Annotated in this window: 16 protein-coding genes; all 16 read right to left on the bottom strand. The window is 60.9% G+C overall.

Features of this window, described 5'->3' with window-relative positions; genetic code table 11:
• On the bottom strand, positions 1 to 633 hold a 633-nt coding region (locus ACXWUF_RS06260), incomplete at its 3' end, for an IS1 family transposase (protein ID WP_458493813.1).
• Between the two features lie 962 nt (positions 634 to 1,595).
• On the bottom strand, positions 1,596 to 1,982 hold the full coding sequence (locus tag ACXWUF_RS06255) for a RidA family protein (protein ID WP_458493812.1): 387 nt from the start codon (positions 1,980 to 1,982) through the stop codon (positions 1,596 to 1,598).
• A 3-nt stretch (positions 1,983 to 1,985) separates the two neighbouring features.
• Positions 1,986 to 4,178, bottom strand: a complete 2,193-nt coding sequence (locus tag ACXWUF_RS06250) for a RelA/SpoT family protein (protein WP_458493811.1) — start codon at positions 4,176 to 4,178, stop codon at positions 1,986 to 1,988.
• Between the two features lie 45 nt (positions 4,179 to 4,223).
• Positions 4,224 to 4,511 (bottom strand): DNA-directed RNA polymerase subunit omega, encoded by a 288-nt coding sequence (rpoZ, locus tag ACXWUF_RS06245; RefSeq protein ID WP_458493810.1) that lies wholly within the window; start codon positions 4,509 to 4,511, stop codon positions 4,224 to 4,226.
• 265 nt (positions 4,512 to 4,776) lie between these two features.
• Positions 4,777 to 5,244: a cyclic nucleotide-binding domain-containing protein gene (locus tag ACXWUF_RS06240; RefSeq protein ID WP_458493809.1), complete on the bottom strand. Its 468-nt coding sequence runs from the start codon at positions 5,242 to 5,244 to the stop codon at positions 4,777 to 4,779.
• Between the two features lie 381 nt (positions 5,245 to 5,625).
• Positions 5,626 to 6,801 carry a phosphoglycerate kinase gene (locus tag ACXWUF_RS06235; RefSeq protein WP_458493814.1) on the bottom strand — a complete coding sequence of 392 codons (1,176 nt, stop codon included), beginning with the start codon at positions 6,799 to 6,801 and terminating at the stop codon, positions 5,626 to 5,628.
• A gap of 152 nt (positions 6,802 to 6,953) precedes the next feature.
• Positions 6,954 to 7,508, bottom strand: a complete 555-nt coding sequence (locus tag ACXWUF_RS06230) for a thioredoxin family protein (RefSeq protein ID WP_458493808.1) — start codon at positions 7,506 to 7,508, stop codon at positions 6,954 to 6,956.
• Between the two features lie 101 nt (positions 7,509 to 7,609).
• Positions 7,610 to 8,716: an ISAs1 family transposase gene (locus tag ACXWUF_RS06225; protein WP_458493807.1), complete on the bottom strand. Its 1,107-nt coding sequence runs from the start codon at positions 8,714 to 8,716 to the stop codon at positions 7,610 to 7,612.
• Positions 8,717 to 8,952: 236 nt separating this feature from the next.
• Positions 8,953 to 9,618: a class I SAM-dependent methyltransferase gene (locus tag ACXWUF_RS06220; protein WP_458493806.1), complete on the bottom strand. Its 666-nt coding sequence runs from the start codon at positions 9,616 to 9,618 to the stop codon at positions 8,953 to 8,955.
• Between the two features lie 136 nt (positions 9,619 to 9,754).
• Positions 9,755 to 11,593: a hypothetical protein gene (locus tag ACXWUF_RS06215; protein WP_458493805.1), complete on the bottom strand. Its 1,839-nt coding sequence runs from the start codon at positions 11,591 to 11,593 to the stop codon at positions 9,755 to 9,757.
• An 83-nt stretch (positions 11,594 to 11,676) separates the two neighbouring features.
• The gene (locus ACXWUF_RS06210; RefSeq protein ID WP_458493804.1) at positions 11,677 to 12,480 is read right to left on the bottom strand and encodes a glycosyltransferase; all 804 of its coding nucleotides are present in this window, start codon (positions 12,478 to 12,480) and stop codon (positions 11,677 to 11,679) included.
• Positions 12,477 to 13,454 (bottom strand): NAD-dependent epimerase/dehydratase family protein, encoded by a 978-nt coding sequence (locus ACXWUF_RS06205; protein WP_458493803.1) that lies wholly within the window; start codon positions 13,452 to 13,454, stop codon positions 12,477 to 12,479. Before ACXWUF_RS06205 ends, ACXWUF_RS06210 begins: the two co-directional genes overlap by 4 nt.
• Positions 13,445 to 14,212: a hypothetical protein gene (locus ACXWUF_RS06200; RefSeq protein WP_458497662.1), complete on the bottom strand. Its 768-nt coding sequence runs from the start codon at positions 14,210 to 14,212 to the stop codon at positions 13,445 to 13,447. The genes ACXWUF_RS06205 and ACXWUF_RS06200 overlap by 10 nt, the downstream gene beginning before the upstream one ends.
• 53 nt (positions 14,213 to 14,265) lie before the next feature.
• Positions 14,266 to 15,180, bottom strand: coding sequence for a class I SAM-dependent methyltransferase (locus ACXWUF_RS06195; RefSeq protein WP_458493801.1), 915 nt, complete (start codon positions 15,178 to 15,180; stop codon positions 14,266 to 14,268).
• Positions 15,181 to 15,212: 32 nt separating this feature from the next.
• The gene (locus ACXWUF_RS06190; protein ID WP_458499006.1) at positions 15,213 to 16,187 is read right to left on the bottom strand and encodes a lysylphosphatidylglycerol synthase transmembrane domain-containing protein; all 975 of its coding nucleotides are present in this window, start codon (positions 16,185 to 16,187) and stop codon (positions 15,213 to 15,215) included.
• A gap of 184 nt (positions 16,188 to 16,371) precedes the next feature.
• On the bottom strand, positions 16,372 to 17,454 hold a 1,083-nt coding region (locus ACXWUF_RS06185), incomplete at its 5' end, for an AarF/UbiB family protein (RefSeq protein ID WP_458493799.1).

The raw sequence follows: 17,454 nt of genomic DNA, 5'->3' as shown, positions 1-17,454 counted from the left end.
CTTTATGCGGGTGCGTAACAAAAGGTTCCTGTTTTCTATTTTCTGCGTGTTGACTTTGCCAATCACAGGCTTGCTTTCGGCAATGAACTTGGAGTAACTGCCCCAATCGTCGGTATAGTATTTCTGAATATTGAAAACCTTCAACTTGGCCATCAGCTTCTGACAGACTTCGTCTTGGCCGCGCCCAGACACAAACGACAGGACGCGGCCAGACGCGGCGTCAATGGCCCACCACAACCATCGCTGATGCTTTTTGTCCCCTATATAACTCCACTGCTCATCAATTTGAACCTCCCTAGGCGAATCAAAGAGATGGCGGACTTCTGGCACGATCTCCTGGACCCCGATATGGGGATTCACGTCCACCACCTCGGCGGCACCCTTCTTGAGGTCGGAAAGGACGGTGTTTTTGCCGATGCCGAGTACGCGGGCGGTGTCACGGACGCCGCTGCCATTCAGGGCCATGGGCCTGATTTGTTCTTTGACGCCGGGTTCGCAGGCGCGATAGGTGTACTCGGTTTTGAAGATTCGACCGCACGCCTTGCAGCGAAACCGATCATGGCCGCTTTGCCTGCCATAACGGACCACTTCGGGACTATTGCAACACCGACAATGAACGATTTGATAGGCCATCGGGGTGTCCTCGCCAGCTTGGATTCATATACTCATGCATAATGCCATAAATCAATTAAACCCACCTCCCGCTATTGTTACTGCTAATCTCGCAGAGTAAGATCAAGTACAATTCCCCACAACCTCTTTTTTAATGGCGCTTCCACCATGATCTTTACCGGCCTTGATTTCCATATCCAAGGTTGAAACCACCGGCTTTCAGCCGGTCAGATTTCATCTATCAGCTTTGCTATAGGCAAAGAGAGTACACAAGGTCGATATTCAAACCTTCAGCGTTTATATGTCAGTCGGCTTATTCGCCAGTTTTGCACCCACAGTGGCTTATCAGATGCCTTGCCTGGATAGCAAAGCAACATCTCTCTGCGGACAGGGCCGAACTCACGGGGAAGGAACTCATAGACGCGACGTTCAGTCGTCGCGTATCCGGTCTTTCAGACCGTTACTCAAATCCACCGGCTTTAGCCGATGGTTGTTTAGTTATATTGGAGCGGATCCCTGGCACTTTAAACTATCATTAAAAACAGCAAGTTAGGCAGGGAACATGTCTAATAGATATGAGTTTGGAGTCTCGGTTTAATATCCATATCTAAAACACCACCAAAAATAGGGTAGTGTCCCAGACGTGGATGCAGAACCAACCAAGTCTTCTATAATCAGAAGGTTAGCGCTCCTCATATCCATATCGAGAACACTACCCGGTCAGGAAGTGCGGGTCTTGCGGCTCATAAATGCTGTAACGGGTATGGCCCATAGATGAATCCTCTAGCCTCGTTTCGACGCTCCAGCGTGGGAATGCAGCGGGCGACGCTCTAGCGTCGTGTAATTCATCGGGCCGCTAGAGCGCAAGACGGCATTCCCACGCCGGAGCGTGGGAACGGAGATAGGGGGATTGGGGCAGGGATCATGGCGGCACGGTGAGGCCAATGCCGCCGGTTGGGCTATAAGTCGCGGACGTTCTGAAATCACTCCCCCACCACCATCACCCCATCCATCTCCACCCCCGCCCCCCGTGGTAACGCCGCCACGCCAATTGCGGCGCGGGCCGGATAAGGCTCGGCGAAATACTCGGCCATGATTTCATTCACCACCGGGAAATGGGAAAGATCGGTCAAGAACACATTCAGCTTCACCACGTTGGCGAAACTGCCGCCCGCCGCGTTCGCCACGGCCTTGAGGTTGTCGAACACCCGCCGGATTTGCACGTCGATGCCGCCCTCCACCAAGGCCATGGTGGCGGGGTCGAGGGGGATTTGCCCGGACAGGTAAACGGTGTTGCCGGCCTTGACGGCTTGCGAGTAAGTGCCGATGGCTTTCGGGGCGAGGTCGGTGGCGATGATTTGTTTAGGCATGGGTCAGGCTGATTTCTTGCGGAGTTCGGATTTAACGCGGGAGATTTTCAAGACCACCGAAAGCTTGCGCAGTTCGCGCACCACGGTGGCGAGGTGGTTCCGGTCGCGGACCATCAAGGTGATGATGTCCACGGACAATTGGCTGTCCTGGTTGGTGATCTGCACGTTCTCGATGTTGGCCCGCATCTTCGAGATGGTCGAGGCCACTTTCGCCAAAGTGCCCACCTGATTCATCAACTCCAGCCGGATGACCGCCGGGAATTCGCCGGTGGCGTGCTTATCCCACTGCACATCCAGCCAGTTCATGTGCTTCTTGTTGAGTTCCTCGACGTTCTTGCATTCCGTCAAATGAACCACGATGCCCTTGCCCGGATTGAAGAAGCCGATGATGGGGTCGCCGGGGATGGGCCGGCAGCATTTGGCGAGGCTGACGACCATGCCCTCGGTGCCCTTGATGATGAGGGGCGAAAACGTGGGTTTGTCCGCCGGTTTGGCCTCGTTCGGCGCGGCGGCGTCCATTTGCAGCAGTTGCCGCGCCACCAGGAAGGGCAGGCGGTTGCCCAGGCCGATGTCCACCATCAACGTATCCAGCGAGGACAGTTCAAGCCGTTTCAGCAGATCGTCGAAACGTTGCTTGGGAACTTCCTCGAAGCGCTGGCCCAGCCCGTCCAATTCCTTTTCCAGCAGCCGCCGCCCGAGGGCGATGCCCTCCTGCTTCTTGAAGTTGCGGAGGTAGCTGCGGATGGCGGCGCGGGCCTTGGCGGTGGAGACGAAGTTCAGCCACAAGGGATTGGGCCGCGCCCACGGGGCGGTGATGATTTCGATGGTCTGGCCGTTTTCCAGGATGGTTTGCAGTGGCGCGAGCTGCCGGTCGATGCGGGCCGAGACGCAGGTGTTGCCCACATCGGTGTGGACGGCGTAGGCGAAATCCACCAGGGTGGCGTTGCGGGGCAGCTTGACGATCTTGCCCTTGGGCGTGAAGACGTAAACCTCCTGCTGGAACAGGTCCACCTTGAGGTTATCCAGGAATTCCATCGAATCCCCGGCGCTCTTCTGGATTTCCAACAGGTCGCGCAGCCACTCGTGGGCGCGGGTCTGGCTGTAGGGGTATTGGTCCTGCTCGCTCTTGTACAGCCAGTGGGCGGCGATGCCGGATTCGGCCAGGTGGTGCATGGCGCGGGTGCGAATCTGGATTTCCAGCGGCTGCCCGTAGGGTCCGACCAGCACCGTGTGCAAGGACTGATAGCCGTTGGCCTTGGGCACGGCGATGTAATCCTTGAAGCGGCTCGGCACGGGCTTGTAGAGGTTGTGGGCGATGCCAAGGCCGCGGTAGCACTCGTCCACGCTGTCGGCGATGATGCGGAACGCGTAGACATCGTAGACCTCGCTGAACGACAGGCGCTTGGTCCGCATCTTCTGATAGAGGCTGTAGAGGTGCTTCTCCCGCCCGATGACCTCGCAATGAGCCAGCCCGGCGTCGTGCAGGCGCTTGGCGATGCTCGACTCGATGGTAGCCACCACTTCCTTGCGGTTGCCCCGCGCCTTCTTGACCGATTGCTCCAGGATGCGGGAGCGCATCGGGTGCATGGCGGCGAAGCCCAAGTCCTCAAGCTCCAGCCGGATTTCGTTCATCCCCAGCCGGTTGGCGATGGGGGCGTAGATGTCCAGGGTTTCCTTGGCGATGCGCCGCCGCCGCTGGCCGGACATGATGCCGAGCGTCCGCATGTTGTGCAGCCGGTCCGCCAGCTTGACCATGATGACCCGCAAATCCTTGACCATGGCGAGGAACATCTTGCGGACGTTCTGCGCCTGGGCCTCGGCGCGGGACTTGCAATCCAATTGGCCCAGCTTGGTGACGCCGTCCACCAGCTCCGCCACCTCGTCGCCGAAGCGCTCGCGGAGCTGGTCCTTGGTGATGGCCGTGTCTTCGATCACATCGTGCATGATCGCCGCCATGACGCCCTTGGCGTCCATGCGCATCTCGGCCAGGATCAGGGCGACAGACAAGGGATGGCAGATGTACGGCTCGCCGGTCAGCCGGAACTGGCCCTCGTGAGCGGCGTCGGCCAGTTCGTAGGCGCGGCGCACCTCGTCGATCTGGCCGCGGTCGAGATAACCGGCCAGCAGCGTGCAGAGCCGACGGATCAGCTTCTCCTGGGGCAGTTCGGCGGCTTCGAGCGGAAGGGGCTGGCTCATGCCCGGCGCTCCGACATCCGGCTGGTACATGGCGGTGGGGATGGCTTAGTCGAAATCCTCGTCGTCCAAGTCGGCGAGGGCGTTGCGGGGCGGCAGGGGCGGGCGCTCGATGGTGAAGCGGTCGTTCTTGGGCGCGATCTTGAGGTACTCGCGGGTGATTTCCCCGGCGGCGATTTCCCGCAATGCCACCACGGTGGATTTGTCGTTTTCCCAAGCCACCTTGGAATCCTCGGGATGCCTGGACAATTGGCGGGCGCGCTTGGATGCGACCAGCACCAGTTGGAAACGGTTATCGACGTTTTGCAGGCAATCCTCTACGGTCACTCTGGCCATAAGCCTTGAATCCTCTCAGGAAATTAGTGGGGTGGACAATGAAATATTCAATAAAAACAGGCGGCTTTAGTGATTTTTACCCTAAAGCGCGGCGCGTGTACAGAAAACCACGGCGTGAGAAGTGAAACAACGCCGCGACTTCGGGGAAATATCGGCGTGGGCCGTCCCCTATCGACGTTTTTTGGGCGGGAAGATTCCGAAATCAGGCCGAGCCGACCGCCGTTTAGGGAATCGGCGGCGCCGACTCCCCGACGGCGAAAGGGCTTCAGGCATCGGCGATTTCGTTGAGATAAAGCGCGGTGATGGCGGCGCTGCGCAGGTTGGTCTCCCTCATGCGGTTGACCACCTGGGAGAAAATCTCCTTGAGTATCCAGTAGCCCTCGGCGGGATTCTCGTCCATGAAGTTTTCCAGCGAGGCGCTGTCCAGCATGGCGGCTTCCACGTCGGTGGTGGCGACCACGCTGGCGGTGCGTGGATGATGCTCGAACAGCGAGGACAACTCGCCCACCACGGCGTTCTCGGAGAGCTTGGCGATGCCGGTGGTGCGGCCAGGCGTGCCCAGATGATCGACGGCGGCGCGGACCTCGGTGTCGCCGCTGAGGATCAGGAACATCTCGTTGCTTGAGCTGCCTTCCTCCACAATCATGTCGCCCGGACGATAGGTCTTGATCGTGCAGGCGACTCGCTTTTGAAATTCCGGGGTTTGCAGGATATCCCTGAACGTGCGTTTCATCAGAAGCTCTCCCAAGTGAGTGAAAACAATTGGTTAATTCTCGTAATCGAGCCGTCGCCGCCCCTTCCGTCGGGATGAATCCAGGCTGCTCGGGCGTGTGGCGGCTCATGTGCTTATCGGCTGAGCCAATCCAGCGTTTAGGCGATTTCCGGGGAAGACCTTACCCCTTTAACCCCCCCACCTCCCTTATCAGGGGGGCTTTCTCCCGCCCCTGATATGGGGAGGGCCGGGGAGGGGTTTTTGGCGGGTGCCCGAGCTGGGTATATTCATTCCAGAAAATCACCTTAATCAGCGGTGGCAACCCATCCGAACTCTGCTCAAAAAGAAACGCGAGGGAGGGCGGTCAACCCGCCGACCCTCGCGCCGGGGTGCGTTGCGGATTTAAGCGAGTTCTTCCAGCATTGCGACGGCGGGCAGCTTTTTGCCTTCCAGGAATTCCAGGAACGCGCCGCCACCCGTGGAAGTGTACGACACTTTGTCACCAATTCTGTATTTGTCAATGGCGGCCAGCGTATCGCCGCCGCCCGCGATGGAGAAGCCCGCGCTGTCGGCCACGGCGTTCGCGACGGTTTTGGTGCCTTCGGCGAATTGGTCTATTTCAAACACGCCCACCGGCCCATTCCACACGATGGTGGCGGCGGCTTTGATGATTTCCGCGTAACGGGCGGCGGTGTCCGGGCCAATGTCGAGGATCATGTCGTCCTCGGCCACCTCGGCCACCGGCTTGACGGTGGCGGCGGCGGACTCGGAGAATTCCTTGGCGCACACCACGTCGGTGGGCACCGGAATCTCGCCGCTCCGGGATTTGGCCTGTTCCATCAAGCGCTTGGCTTCGGGGATGAGGTCGGCCTCATATAAGGACTTGCCGACCGGATAACCCGCCGCCGCGATGAAGGTGTTGGCGATGCCGCCGCCGACGATGAGCTGGTCCACCAGATTGGACAGGGATTCCAGCACTTCCAGCTTGCCGGACACCTTGGAACCGCCGACGATGGCGAGCAGCGGGCGTTCCGGGCTTTTCAGCGCCTTGCCGAGCGCGTCCAGCTCACCGGCCAGCAACAGGCCAGCCACGGCCACCGGGGCTTGTCGACCAACGCCATGGGTGGAGGCTTCGGCGCGGTGGGCGGTGCCGAAGGCGTCCATCACGTACACATCGCACAACGCGGCCATTTTCCCGGCCAATTCCTCGTTGTCCTTCTTCTCGCCCTTGTTGAAGCGGACGTTCTCGAACAGCACCGCCTCGCCCGCCGCGACTTCAAAGCCACCGTCCAGCCAGTCGCGGATCAATAGCACCGGCTTGCCCAAGAGTTCCGACAAGCGGTCGGCCACCGGCTGCATGGAATTCTCCTCGCTGAACTCGCCCTCTTTGGGACGGCCCAGGTGCGACATCAACATCACCTTGGCGCCAGCGTCGAGGGCATACCGGATGTTCGGCAGGGCGGCGCGGATGCGGATGTCGCTGGTGACTTTGCCGTCCTTCACCGGCACGTTGAAGTCTTCGCGGATCAATACGCGCTTATCGGCGAGGTCGAGGTCGGTGATTCTCTTGAAGGTCATCATGGTCTCCTTGGTTGAAAAATTGATTAAGGCTTATGGGCTTTGCGCCTTCTTTCCCCTGGGGAAGGCGGGGATGGAGGGATCGGAAAGGAAGAAATCCCATTTTTGAACACCCTCACCCCAACCCTCTCCCAGAGGGAGAGGGGGTTAAGTCAGTTATCGCGCCACTTGATGGAGCAGCCGATGCTGGGAATTTGCTGTTCTGGCCCCTTGCCGGTCAGGGCCACTTGTTTCATGGCCTCGAACAACTCGCGGGGCGCGGCGGGAACGGTGTCGCGGCGGCTGGCGTCGAGCCGACCCCGGTATTGCAGCCGAAAATTCTTGTCGTAGCCGAAGAAGTCCGGGGTGCAGACCGCCCCGTAGGCGCGGGCGATGTCTTGGCTCTCGTCGAGCAGATAGGGGAAGGGATAGCCGTATTTTTCGGCTTCCAGCCTCATATTCTCGAAGGAATCGTCCGGGTGGCTCACCGTGTCGTTGGACATTATGGCGACGGCGTGAATGCCGTAGGTTTGCAGTTCCTTCACGTCGCGGATCAGCCGATCGCGGATGGCTTTGACATAGGGGCAGTGGTTGCAGATGAACATGACCAGAAGGCCGTTCGGGCCTTTGCACTGTTCCAGTGTCCAGGTTTGGCCGTCCACGCCGGGGAGGGAAAAGTCGATGGCGGGCTTGCCGAAATCGCAGATGGGGGTTTCCAACGCGACCATGGGTTCCTCCTTAAAATCCTATTTAAAAGGGATGCTTGGAATGATAACAAACGGGGCTTTACAAACGGTAGAAAGGGCGGCGTGATTTCAGGGCAATCGCGCTATGTAGGCGGTTCCCCGAAAATCAATTGGAACCGGTAACCGTCATTGAGCGAGGCCCGGAGCTTGCGGACGCGCAGGCTATCCTTGGAGGGACCGTTATGGCGGATGACGTTCAAGGCCATGCGCCGCACCAGGGCGAGGTTTTCCGCCGAATGATCCTGGCGGGCGCGGTGGGCGTCCTCACCGAACTGCACGTCCAACACCCAGTGCTGGCCGTTCTCGATGGCCCAATGGCCGCGCACCACCTCGGTGAAGCGCTCCGGGTCGGCCAGCGAGGTCAGGTAGTAGCGGCATTCCGTGCTGGCCTGCCCCCCAACGAGGCGGGTCGATTCCACCCGCCCCACGGCCCGCAACCCCGCCCATTCCGGCTTCTGCGCCAGCCAATCCAGGCCGTCGCTGAGGACGTAGCGGCGGACCTCGATCCGCCCGTGGCCCTTGTCGAGGGTCTCGTGCACGGCCAAGGCTCCCTTGGCGGCCTCCGTGTCCAGCCACAGGCCCACGTCCTCGCGCAGTTGCGGGTGGTTGTCCTTCAGCGCCAACACGTAGTCGGCGCCGCCTTGGGTGATCTTTTCGGCGATGGCCTTCTGGCAGCCCATGGCGTCGAGGCTGACGACGGCACCTTGCAAATCCAGCAGGCCCAGCACCTGCGGGATCGCCGTGATCTCGTTCGACTTGCCGTCCACGGCCTGCTGGGCCAACACCAGCCGCGCCTTGGCCGCGTAGGCGCTGAGCAGGTGGACCGCGCCGTCCGCCCCCCGGCTGCCGCGCAGGGCCTTGCCGTCCAGGCAGACCTGCTCGCCCGACAGGCTCGGCAGGGCCGTCCGCGCCCAGCGCAGGAACACCTCGCCGAAGGCACCCGGCTCCAGCCGCCCGATCACGTCGCTCAGGGTGTCGTGCGACGGGACGCCGTGCGGCAGCGCCAGGAATTGGCGGAACCAGGCCTCCTTCTCGCGGGCGAAGGTCTCCATCCCCACCCAGTCCTCGATGCCGCTCAGGACCGCGCAGAAGACGATCATCAGGATGTCCTGCAACGGGTGCAGCCTGTTCTTGGTGGCCCGCCGGGGATCGGCCAGGTCGGCAAAGTAGGGGCGAGGGTCGGGCAGCATGGGCTTCGGGCAAAGTCGCCACCGTATCTCATCCGGCTGTCAACAGCTAGATAGCGCGATTGCCCTGGCGTGATTTATGGGTTCCGGTGCGGCCCGCCAAGCGCCCGATTTGCTTCCGGGATTGGCGGCCGGGCTAATAGCGCCGGGCCGGTTTGCAAGGGATTGGCGTTGCTGCCATTGGATTCGTTGGTATCAACGCCGCGAATCAACCTAGATTCGACCGTATTCAACCCGGTCTATAGGGGCTTCCGGGCGGTGAACAGGGTGAAGGCATGGCCGCGATTCAACCATGAGCGCTTCATCAGTTCGTCCTCCAGCGTTGCGCCCCAGCCTTGGTTGACCACCACTGGCGGGAAGAAGCCGTAGGTCTGCATTTCGGGGACTTCGAAACCGGCTTCAAGCAGCGCTTTGAACATGGGTTCCCGGCGCATGTTGATAATCCCCCGCTCAGCCTGCCAGGTCATCCGAGGCGTGAACGCGACTTGCAGATAGTAAAGCGGGTTCAGCGCCCTGGGTTCGCAAAAAGCGATTCTGGCGCCGGGCAGCAGGACCTCCGACAGGCCCTTGAACGCTTGGGACAAGTCGGGCATGTGGTGCAAGGTGAAAAAGCCGATGGCGCGGTCAAAGCGCTGGTCGGTGTGCTTGGCGACCTCGGCCACATCCGCGACGATGGTGGGCAGCGGTCGGGGGGCGAGCTGGACCAGTTTTTCCAGCATGACCGGGGACAGGTCCACGCAGCTTAAATCAAAGCCCCTGTCCAGCAAGGGCAGGGTGAACTTGCCCAGACCCGCGCCGACTTCAAGAACCTTCGATTCCGGTTGCAACTGGGCGGCGGCAACCACCCGCTCGATATGCCGCCGCACATACTCGCTACGGGCTGGCTGCATGGCGGGTTTGTCCAAGTTGGTTTCATAATAATGGCGCTGATACTCGTTATGTTTCATAGGGGGTGGGGGGTGCGGCTGGTTGAAAAAGGATGTCGCGGTTTGGAAAGGGTTTTCAGATCGGGTTATTGTTCGTTTTGGCGCGCCCGTCGCCTTAGGGAATCCATAGCTGCAAATCCGGCGGCGGCCTTGAGATTTTTATGAATGGGTCGGGGTCGCCGTCGAGCATCACTGGCGACAGGGCGGCTTCGGGGTCCGCCTTGAGACCCTGGACATAGTGATATTTGAGGATGACCTCGTCGCCCGCTAACGCCGTCAATGCAATCCGGTTGTGTCCCCGGAAGCTCACAACGCCCCGCCCCTGGTGGAAGAAACCCAGCGGGCGGTTGACCCGGTAAGCCCGGTATTGTTTGAAATCCTCAACCGCCACCAGGAACGGCAGGGCATCCAAATGGCGTTTGCTGGCGTCGCTATGGGCCATCACCCAGCCAATGTTGTATAGCGACAGACGATCTTCGAGAACCTGGCCCGAGATCGTGTCGATGGGCTGGCCGAATAACCGACCGTCCCCGAAATTCGCCCAGCGGACGGCGCCGAAATTGGCGCCGATATAAGGGCCGCCGATAAATTCCCGGTCGGACATATAGGCGTAGTAAGCCGCCATATTGGCATTGTCATAAATCCGGTTGCCGGACAGCTCAAACAAAACCCTGCCCGAAGGATTTGTCTCGCGCCGCAAAAAATCCATGATCCAAGTCGAGTAAGGTCCAACGCCAGTGACTTCGGGGGGTCTTTTTCCATAATGCCCGATGTCGGCATAGGACACCTCGCGGCGCACTTCATTGGCGGCGTAGAGGATGCCGCCAAAAATCAGAACCAAGCTTGCCCGGGCCGCGATCCTCAAGGCCGAGCTTGAGGCCCGCTTGGCATTCTCCATGAGCGACAGGAGTCCAATCGGTGCCGGAATGCACATGAGCAGATACCCCGCCACCACCAGCCGGTTGGGTTGCAAGGCTCCGATTGCGGCGCCCACCGCCGCGAACACGATGAGCGCAAAGCCGCTCACCGCCGCTACCCGGCACAGCCGGATTGCTTCGCCGGAGTTGGCGGCGAAGCATCCCCACAGCAGTGACAAGGCCAGCGGCGCATACAGCTTGCAACCATGGGCGGAGCCATCCCATTGGCCCAGCAGCTCCCGCCAGACCAAGCTAATATCGACCGTGCTTTGATAGGCATAGGTGTTGCGGAATCCCTCGCCGAACGCCGTGGTCAGCCAGGGCAGATTCGGTAGCAGCGCGATGGCGGGCACCACAAGCAGCATGAGGACCAATGCGCCCCCGCCGGTTTGGCGACCATTGAAGGCAAGCCAGGCCACCATCCAGAAGGCGACCGGTATCGGGAAGGCAATGTGGTAAAACAAGCCGAACGCCCCGAACAGCCCCAGCGCGACAGCGCTCAGCCACGATGTTTTCCTCGGCAGGCGCAACAGCAGGGCAATGAATGGCAAGGCCATATAGGACGCCGCCACATAGGCCACCATGCCCGCCGTGTGATACCAATGGGAATACGACGCCCACCACAGCATGACGCCCAGGCCGGAGGCGAGCGCCACCACGGCAACGCTCAAGCGCATCAAGCCCGCCGCCAAGGGGACGCAGAGCGGACCCAGCACCGCCATGACGAAGACATAGCCTTTGTAGAGGCTGAATGCGTCCCACCAAGGCCGTAAATAAATCGCCAAGCTAGCCAGGAGGTTGGCGCTGGGGTCCATGTTGCCGCCTGCCCGGTATCCCGCGCCGAAAAACGGGTCGTAACCGATGCCATGGTCGGTGTTGGTCAGGTTGACCGCCAATGTCATGCGATACCAGTGATACGGAGAGTCGTAATAAAGCAAGGGCTGGTCGCCCAGCAATTCCGAGAGGGGAAAGGTCAAGGAGACCAGGCCAAATTGCGCCAGCAGCGTGGCCGCGCAGATGGCGAGATAAGCAATCACGACGTTGCCACCCCTCCTGGAATGCTCAAGTGGTTGATGGCTTGAGCCTCCCGGATGGTCTGGCGATGGCTTTTTTACCCCGTTCATTCTGTCCAACCCCGGCCAAGTCGAGCGCTGATCCGGCTGGCGGCGGGGTTCGAGGCGGGTTGCCCGCCCCCTTTCGCCAGCCGGCAGGCCACCGCGCACCGCAAACCGTCCCGGGCCACCCGGAGTCTAAGGCCGAAGTTGTAGGCGGATTCCCCGTGGGGCCGGGTCGGGCGGATAAAGGGAACGGTGGCGATTTGACCGGCGGCAATCCTGGTCATGATGGGCACTTGCGGCACCGGCACGGAAAAATCCAGCAGGCGGGCGACCACGGGCTGGGGCGCGATGAAAAATGTTCCGCAGCGTCTCGGCAGGCCGCTGATCTGGCCCACCAGGGATTTGAAAAGGAGCGAGGTCAGCATCCGGCCCGATGATTCGTATTTTCCGTGGCGTTCGGCGAACACCGTCCGCCCTGTCGCCAGGGCTTTCTCATACAGCTCGCACAACACTTCGGGGGGGTCTTGCAAGTCCGCGTCCAGCGCCGCGACCCAGGCGGAATCCGCCGCCAGCGCAAGGCCAGTGAGCAGGGCGCGGTGCTGGCCGAAATTGGCCGAGAGCTTGACGGCGGCGAGTCGGTCGTCGGCCCGGCACAAGCCTTCCAGGATTTGCCAGGATTCATCGGGACTGTTGTCATCGACCAGCAAAACCCGATGATCGGGAACCTTGGCGTCCATGGCGGCATGGAGCCTTTGCGCCAGTTCGGCCAGGGTGTCGGCATTGCGGTAGACCGGCGTCACAACGGTCAGTTGGCCGGGCCGCAAACGCGGCGGCTTGCCGTCTTCGATCCGCGCTTGGGCATTCATAGATGGCGATGCCCCACATCGCGGAACCACCGCCAGGTTTTCCGCAGGCCTCCGTCCAGATCGTGGCGGGGTTGCCAACCCAGCAGCCGGAGCGCCTTGTCCCGGTCGGCGCACCAAAAATCCGTGTCAGTGGCGTGCTGCGGATAGGCGCCGCTTTTTACCCGGATCGGCAGGCCGCTGACCGCTTGGATTTTTGCCACGGCTTCTTCGTTGCCGGTTTGCAGGCCGGTGCCCACATTGATGATCTCGCCGTTGGGGATTTCCGCTTGCGCCGCCAGCAACAGCGCCTCGACCACATCCGAGACAAACACGAAGTCCCGCTTCGGCCCGGTGGGCGTCATCGGCAATTCCAACTGGTCCAGAGCGGCCCGCATCGCGGTGGGGATGAGCCGTTTCGCAGGCTCCCAATAGCCATAGATGGAAAAAATGCGCAGCAACGTGATGGGCAAGCCCTGATTCAGCGCGGCTTGCCGGAACAGCAGCGTCGATGCGGCCTTGGTGGCACCATATAGCGAACTCGGCGCCAGCATCAAGTCTTCGCGGAGCGGCAGCGGTTGTGGCCCGTATTCCAACGAGCTGGCGGCGGCGATGAGGCGGCGGGGGGGATAACGCAGACTCGCCCGCACCAGCCGGTCGGCGCTGAGGGCGTTGCCGAGCAAAGAGTCCCGCCCGTGGATTTCATCCCCCCGCCCGGTCGCCAGATGGAATACAAATTCGGGCCGAATCAGATCGAAGACCCTTTCCACATCGGCGAGTTGGGTCAGGTCGCAGGCGTGGGCCTGGGCTTCTCCGCCGTGCGGAATTTCCCCCGCCGGGCGGCTGTGGGTCGTGAGATGCACCTCCGCGTCCGCCGCGAGCAGCGTCGCCAGGAGATTGCGCCCCAGGAAACCGGACGCGCCAGTCACCAAGCAACATGTTCCGGCCATGGGCCGGAGCAGTTCCGAGTCCAGCAGATCGACGGGGATCAAACGCATAGCGGCTCCAAAACAGCCAAAAGCTGGTGCAAATCGGACTCGATCATGGCGGGTGGGCGATTGCGTAGGTCTCGCCAGCACGCTTGGATGCCCGCGATCACCGCCGCTGGGTCGTGGCTGGCGATGTCCTTCTTGAACGAGCGGCGCAAAAATGTGAACTGGCAGTCAATGCGGGCCATCTCCTCCAACAGCTTGCGGCAGGGGACGGGCGAGCCGAGATCGACGGCGGTGGCCCCGCCGAAGCCGAAGGCCATGCCGTTGAGTTCCTTCCTCGTCTGGGCGACGATGCCATCCTTGACCGCATCGAAAATAAAGTGGCGCCCACGGCAGATGGCGAAATCATTGAGGCCAAAGTACACCCGGTTGAGCGGTAGGCGGGCCAAGTCCGCCACCATTTCGACCGCTTCGGTGGTCTCGATCAGGATGGCCGCCTCGCAACGCCCCCCGATGGCCGCGAGAAAGTCTTCGACCTCCCCGACCCGGCGCGCCATGGGCAGAAAGAGCCCACGAACCCCGGCTGATATGGCGGCCTCAATCTCGTCCGACGACCAAGGCCCCCAGCCGTTCACCCGGCACCAGGCCTTGGCCCCGGGCACGGCGCAGACTTTGTGGAGATTGTCCAAGGTGCTGGGGTTGATCTCCGTGTCAAAGCCGGCTTGGCGTCCGGCTTTGTCCCGCGATTCCCAATCAACCAGAAACGTGCTTACACCAAAGTTCAGCGCTTGGTGGACCAATATCGGGTCATGCTCAAACAGCATAAGTTCTAGTGGGGCGGGGTTTAAGTTGGATGGCGCTGTGTTCTCGGACATGGTTATTTCAAAACCTCACTCCACACAATCAAGGATGAGCCAAACGGCAGTGAGCGCTTAGCGAATAGGGCGACTTCAAGTTGATTAATGGACCCCAGCAACCGGCCCAACGGCAACGCGGGCCGGGCTTCCAAATTGTTGCGCCCCCGCCCGCTCGCCAGCCGCCGCGACATTGAAATTAGCGGGAACAGCAGGCATTGATAATGGGTGTGGCCCACAACGCGAAAGCCCGCGCCCTCCAGCTCTGTCCGCGCCTGCGCCAGTCGGTAGCGGCAACGGTGGCCAGCCTGCTCGTCCACGACGCTCCACAACGCTTGAAAGGCCGGTACGGACAACAGAAGTAGTCCGCCCGGTCGCAGCAGCCGCCGGACTTCGGCGAGGAATGGGTCCGGCGGCAGATGTTCCAGCACGTCGAAGGCGCAGGCCAGATCGAACATGCTGTCGGACAGGGGCACATGGGATGCCGCGCCATGCAGCAACGTGGCGTTGGGCGGCGTCTGTTGTCGAGCGAGTGCCAAGGACCGCGAGTGTCCTTCCACGCCGACAACCCGCTTGAAGTGCCGGGCCAAGACCGGCAGGAACGCGCCATTTCCGCACCCCAATTCGATAGCCGCATGGCATCCGGGGCGGAGCCGCTCGCGCAGGATGCGTTCAAAGAGCCGTGCCCTCGGCTTGAACCAAAAGTGCTGGGCTTCGAGCGCCTGGAGATGGGCCTGGCTGGCGTGAGAGAAACCCTCGGGCGTGAAGTTCGTGTCGGACGACCAAACCCCGGCTGACTCGCTAAGCGTGAATTCACAAGTGGCGCAACCGTATCCCGTGACGGTGGGGGATAGTGGCTGTCGGCATTCAGGACAGGTCCAGGGCAGCGCGGCCTGGGGCAGAACGCTGTCGGGCACGACAGCCGCATAACTCGCCATGGGGGTCTCCGGCGGATTGGGAAATTGAGGGATCATGAAGGTTGGCGAGCGGTCGCTTGGCGCTTGTTGACGGCGTTCCACCCCAAGCAAGCAAGGCCAAAAGCGGTCGTGGACAGCCACTGAACAAGATGAACCACGACAACGGCCGCCACGGCGAAGTTCCAGTTCACGCCATAGCTCAGCAGCCCCAGGGCCGCGAAGTAGTGGAAGGTTCCCACGGCGCCCGGCGCGCCCGGCAAGAGCGTTCCCAGATTGCCCACGGCCATGGAAAACCACGCCGCCCAAAACGGGGCGGACTGTAAATAATTCCCGGCGACGACGATGAAGACCGCGCCCGAACAGAGCCAGGCGAGCATCGAAAGGACCATGGCCGGCATCCACACCCCAGGGCTGCCGAAGCCTTCTACGGCGTTCGCCAATTGTGAGGCGATGGGATGGATGGTTCTATGCCATCCCCAGGACTGGCGCGTCGTTTCCGGGTAGGCGCGCCGATAGGCGCACGCCAAGCGCGGCGCGAGCGACAAAGCCAAGAAACCCGCCAGCCCAATGGCGGTTATCGGTAGCCAGGATTGTTTGGAGAATTCCTGACCCGCCGCGCCGCTCAGCGCGCCGGGCAGGCCCACCGCCGCGAAAATGACCAGAATCAACAGGTCGAGGACGCGCTCCACCAACACAGTGCCGAGAACTTGTCCGCTGGAAGAACCCAGCAGCCGACTGAATCCCGCGACGCGGTAGACATCGCCCGCCCGGAGTGGAAGCAAGTTGTTGACCGCCATGGCTGAACCATAAGGAACGACACAGAGAGCGGGGCTAACTGAAGGATTGACTGGCCGGAGCAGCCATGCCCAGCGAAAGATACGGATCGCATGGCCTGCGGCTAAAAGTAACAGGGCAGCGACCAGATCAATGACACTTGACTGGCTCAGGACAGGTTTGATCTGTTTAAAATCGGTGCCGACCAGAAACAGATAGGAAAAGAAACCAGCGACTGTTATGCCGACCAACATGCGTATCCAGGTTTGCACGGCGATGCGTTGTTTTTAGTAGTGGAAGCGCACCTATCTTACGGGTAACGCCCGCGAGAAAGAAGTGTCGAGGCCGAGTCTTGAGGCGGCTTTATTCTGACGGGCTTGATGCAGACCGGAAGCGGGTAGGTTGGATGCATAATCGCATAGCGCTCTGAATCTGACGTTACAGCCACGCCCCCACCAAAAACACCGCCCCGATAATCCCGCCCAATCCCGCCAACACCGGCAACCCCGCCCCCAACAAAACCGCCGCACTAATCAACAACGCCCCGCCGGTAATCCCCGCCACCGTCCGCCGCTGGTTGCGGCGCATATCCTGGCGGAGTTCCTCCAATTCCCGCGACTTGAAATTCACCTCCAGCTTGCCGTTCGCCACATCGGCGATGGCCCTATGAATCAGCGACGGCATTTCCGGCCAATGCTCGGCCCAATCGGGAAACTGATCCTGAATCTTGCGGGCCACGGCGCGGGGGCCGATTTCGTCCTTGAACCAGCGCTCCAAAAAGGGTTTCGCGGTCTGCCACAAATCCAAATCCGGGTAGAGGTCGCGGCCCAGCCCCTCGATATTCAGCAGGGTTTTTTGTAGCAATACCAATTGCGGCTGCACCTCCATATCAAACCGCCGGGCGACTTGGAATAAGCGCAGCAATAAATGCCCGTAAGAAATCTCCTTGAGGGGCTTTTCAAATATCGGCTCACAGACCGCCCGAATCGCCGCTTCAAACTCGATCACGCGGGTATCTTTGGGAATCCAGCCGGACTCGATGTGCATTTCCGCGACCCGCCGGTAGTCGCGGTTGAAGAAGGCGCGGAAGTTTTCGGCGATGTAGCGTTTATCCTGACTGGACACGCTGCCGACGATGCCGAAATCCACCGCGATATATTTAGCTTCGGGCGTGACGAAAATATTGCCGGGGTGCATGTCGGCGTGAAAGAAACTATCCCGCAATACCTGGGTGAAAAAGATTTCCACGCCCCGCGCCGCCAGCAGCTTGAGGTCCACGCCCGCTTTTCTGAGCGCCGCCACGTCGCCGACCGGAATGCCGGTAATGCGCTCCATCACCATGACCTCCCGCCGGGTATAAGTGAAATACACCTTGGGGATGTACAGCATGTCGGAGCCTTCAAAGTGCCGCCGCATTTCCGTGGCGTTGGCGGCTTCCCGCACCAGGTCCAGTTCGTCGAGGATGGTCTTCTCGAACTCGGCCACCACTTCCACCGGCTTCAAGCGCTTGGCCTCGGGCCA

The organism is Methylomagnum sp. (assembly GCF_054333355.1).
This window is presented reverse-complemented; position numbering and strand designations above follow the sequence as displayed.